This window comes from Brunnivagina elsteri CCALA 953, from assembly GCF_002289455.1.
Taxonomy (GTDB): domain Bacteria; phylum Cyanobacteriota; class Cyanobacteriia; order Cyanobacteriales; family Nostocaceae; genus Brunnivagina; species Brunnivagina elsteri.
The window spans coordinates 1-3,494 of the sequence record NZ_NTFS01000548.1; the positions used below are offsets into that span (position 1 = coordinate 1).

Consider the following 3,494-nt stretch of genomic DNA (forward strand, 5'->3'; position numbering starts at 1 on the left):
TATTTGAAATATTAAATTTCAAATATTGAAAATGTAGAGACGCGATATATCACATCTATCTTTCTCCAATCCCCAATCATCTCCATAATTTATTTTGATGAATATTTGATGAATACAAGTGTGATTTTTGTATATTTTAGGGGAATCTTAAAAATATACAAAAATTAATGTCAACAAAACATCCAAATTTGCCCTTGTATTCACAAATATGTCCAAATCACCACCCCATATCGCGATTTTTCTGCGTTGTCGTGCATTTTCCCAAGTTAGAAAAGTCATGCGATCGCGGTTGATAATTTTGGGAAACGGAGAACAATATACTGAATTAAATACCCTGATACAAGAACTTCGCTTGGAAAAAGATGTGGCAATGTTGGGGTTTCAAGAAAATCCCTATGCTTACATGTCACGTGCATCAGTATTTGTCTTATCTTCAGCATGGGAAGGATTTGGAAATGTGATTGTCGAAGCTTTAGCTGTAGGAACTCCAGTAGTTTCGACAAATTGCCCAAATGGACCTGCGGAAATTTTAGCGAATGGCAAATATGGTTCACTAGTAAATGTGGGTGATAGTCAGGCAATGGCAAATGCAATTTTAAAGGTTTTATCTGGGAATTATCCTGTTATTAAATCTGATTGGCTGAATCAATTTTCTTATTCAGAAGCTGTATCCCAATATCTTGAAATTTTGCATCTCAATCAATATTTACCTTCTCACTGTGTCCTCAATACCTAATCTCACCTGAATCCGATGTTATTTGGGTGTATTATACTCTGCTGATTCATTAGACTAAGACAACATAAAACAATATTTTTTATCAGTAATATCTACCTAGACATTTGAAAATCAATGCGAGTATAAATAAGTTGTTTTAACTACAAGTACAGAATAATCATACATCATGAATACGAATAATATATATACAAAAAATACTGACAAAGAAATGAAAGTGGAAAATCAGACTGTGGAAATTGGAATTATCAATAATTCACTTGCAAATATAAAATCAAATAATCAAGTAAGTATCAATAATTCACTTGTTAAAAATATCAGTAAAGTCCTAATAATTGCCTACAAAGAATCAACAGAACAATTAGAGAAAATATTCACCCAAGCAGGTTTTGAATGTGAAGTTCTCAGGCAAGAAAATAAACCTGAATACCAAAACTATTCTCACAGTTATCTATGCTTAATGAATCATTGTCGTGCATGGGAAACTGCTGCAACAGAAACCAAACCAACTTTAATAATTGAAGCAGATTTTGTACCCGTATTCGGAATTGCTAAACTTCCCCTGCAATTTGATCCCAATCAATCGAATGTAGGTGTTAGCTGGTTATATACCTGTGCCCCCCAAATATATAGTATTTCTCCCCAAGGTCATGCCGAAGGCTTTTCTGTTTCTACTGTAGCCTATATCGTGACTCCCTTAGCAGCTAAAACATTACTAGGATTAGCAGATGAAGTTACGCAAAAACATGGTAATAAAAACTACTCAAGTTGGGATTCGACACTAGACAAATATTTGCGCGATCGCAACTTCAAAAATTATATCCCCTGGCGTAACTACGGCGAGCATGGTGGCGCACCCAATCCCGAACACCATCAACATCAACTCAGCAAAACCCATCGTGCAGATGTGCTTTATGGCAAACTAGCATTTACCCCAATTTACGCAGCAAATCAAAAAAATCCAGTTATGGCATTTTTCTCAGTCAGATTTCAAGCTCGTTGTAAAGGGATTGCCCGTTTACTTTTAGGACGTTTCCTCCGTCCCAAAATAGTACAAAATTCCAAAACACCAGGCAAGTTGATTCGTTTTGCCCTATTCAGACATTTTTCCTGTAATCGTGGGTAAAATCTAAAATCTGAAATCTAAAATCCAAATGCGCTAGGGTAGAAAATAGCACTAAATTTCTAACTATCCGTGTTGTATCTCAAACGTCCATTTGTCTTTCTGAGTTTGGCAGTTATCTTGACTACCTTAACCGCTTGCGCTAACAACCCATCTGCCAAGGATTTTGAAAAATCTTTGGCTGCCGATCCGCGTTTGAAAGATAATCCATTGAGTTTGGGTACCAACCAAGTCAACCCAACTCCAACCCCCCAAGCTGAAGCGACAATTCAACTACCTGCTGATTTTCCTAAAGATATTGTTTATACCAGCGCAAAGCTACAGGAAGTTACTCCAGGTATAGAAAATCAGGTATTAACACGTTGGGATAGTTCCGATCCGAGTAATGCGATCGCGAGTTTTTATCGCACTCAATTTCAATCTGGGAATTGGCAAATTACCCAACAACCTAGCGATGATGCTGGGGGTACATTTGAAGCTAAAAAAAATAATTTATTAGTAAAAATATCGATTCAACCAAAGTCGGTGACAAATCCCGTATCCAAGCAGGTACAATCATCTACAGAATTGCGGATTGATTATTCCCCCAACGGTACAGCTTTTGCATCAAATGCAACAATATCAAATCCAACAGCAATTCCCACTCCACAAACGACAGAAACGACAGAAACTCCCCCAGCAAATACCGCTAGCAACCTTCCCCAACCTGGTACTCCAGAATTTATCGGTCCAATTCCACCAGGAACCCAAGTTGCAGAGAATCCTCCAACTAATAATAATGTACCAGCTAATATACCTGTGACGAGTGGTGCAATTCCTGCGGAGAGCTACCCTGCGGGAACGAACGCTAACGCAATCAATCCGCAGCAATACAGCGACATTAAAAAAGCTCCACAACAGTTACAGCAATATATCCAGGATTTAGCAGCTTTAGGAGTTTTACCAGTTTCCGCAAATAGCTCCACAAAAGCCAACTCTAATCCTGCCACAAACTTATTTGAACCAGGCAAAGCTATTACCAGACGCGAATATGCTCGTTGGTTAGTAGCAGCAAATAATGCAATGTATACCAATAATCCAGCAAAACAAATTCGTCTAGCGGCGGAAACTACGCAATCTACATTTAGTGATGTAGCAAAAAATAATCCTGATTTCCCCGTAATTCAAGGACTTGCGGAAGCTGGTTTAATTCCCAGTCCACTATCAGGTGATGCTACGGAAGTATTATTTCGCCCTGATGCACCACTGACGCGGGAACAGTTGATTTTGTGGAAATTACCCCTCGATACTAGACAAGCATTACCTACGGCAAATTTGGAAGCAGTCAAGCAAACTTGGGGTTTTCAAGATACCGGAAAAATTGACCCGAAAGCTTTACGGGCGGTTTTAGCAGACTTTCAAAATGGCGAACAATCGAATATTCGTCGTGTATTTGGTTATACAACACTATTTCAACCCAAAAAACCTGTAAATCGTGCAGAAGCCGCAGCCGCTTTGTGGTATTTCGGTACTCAAGGTGACGGCGTTTCGGCTACAGATGCGTTGAAGTTGAAAAGATAAATAGGGCTTGCTGAATAAGTTAAAACCCAATCAAAATAAGGGTTTCAATCCTTTTTATTCCAAGCTGATACAAGATTA

The 3,494-nt window shown here is 38.4% G+C and carries 3 protein-coding genes; all 3 read left to right on the forward strand.

All coding sequences use genetic code 11. The annotated features are described in order from the left end of the window. The first annotated feature begins 208 nt into the window (after positions 1–208). The 3 genes from CK510_RS28095 to CK510_RS28105 all read left to right on the forward strand — a co-directional run bounded on the left by CK510_RS28095 (position 209) and on the right by CK510_RS28105 (position 3,416). Positions 209–736, forward strand: coding sequence for a glycosyltransferase (locus tag CK510_RS28095; protein WP_095724781.1), 528 nt, complete (start codon positions 209–211; stop codon positions 734–736). Positions 737–902: 166 nt separating this feature from the next. Then, the gene (locus CK510_RS28100) at positions 903–1,859 is read left to right on the forward strand and encodes a glycosyltransferase family protein (RefSeq protein ID WP_245912479.1); all 957 of its coding nucleotides are present in this window, start codon (positions 903–905) and stop codon (positions 1,857–1,859) included. Between the two features lie 69 nt (positions 1,860–1,928). Continuing rightward, positions 1,929–3,416, forward strand: coding sequence for an S-layer homology domain-containing protein (locus CK510_RS28105; RefSeq protein ID WP_095724782.1), 1,488 nt, complete (start codon positions 1,929–1,931; stop codon positions 3,414–3,416). Positions 3,417–3,494: the final 78 nt, after the last annotated feature.

Coding starts and splice junctions, on each gene's coding strand:
- CK510_RS28095 (WP_095724781.1), top strand. CDS start 209: ATGTCCAAATCACCACCCCATATCGCGATTTTTCTGCGTTGTCGTGCA.
- CK510_RS28100 (WP_245912479.1), top strand. CDS start 903: ATGAATACGAATAATATATATACAAAAAATACTGACAAAGAAATGAAA.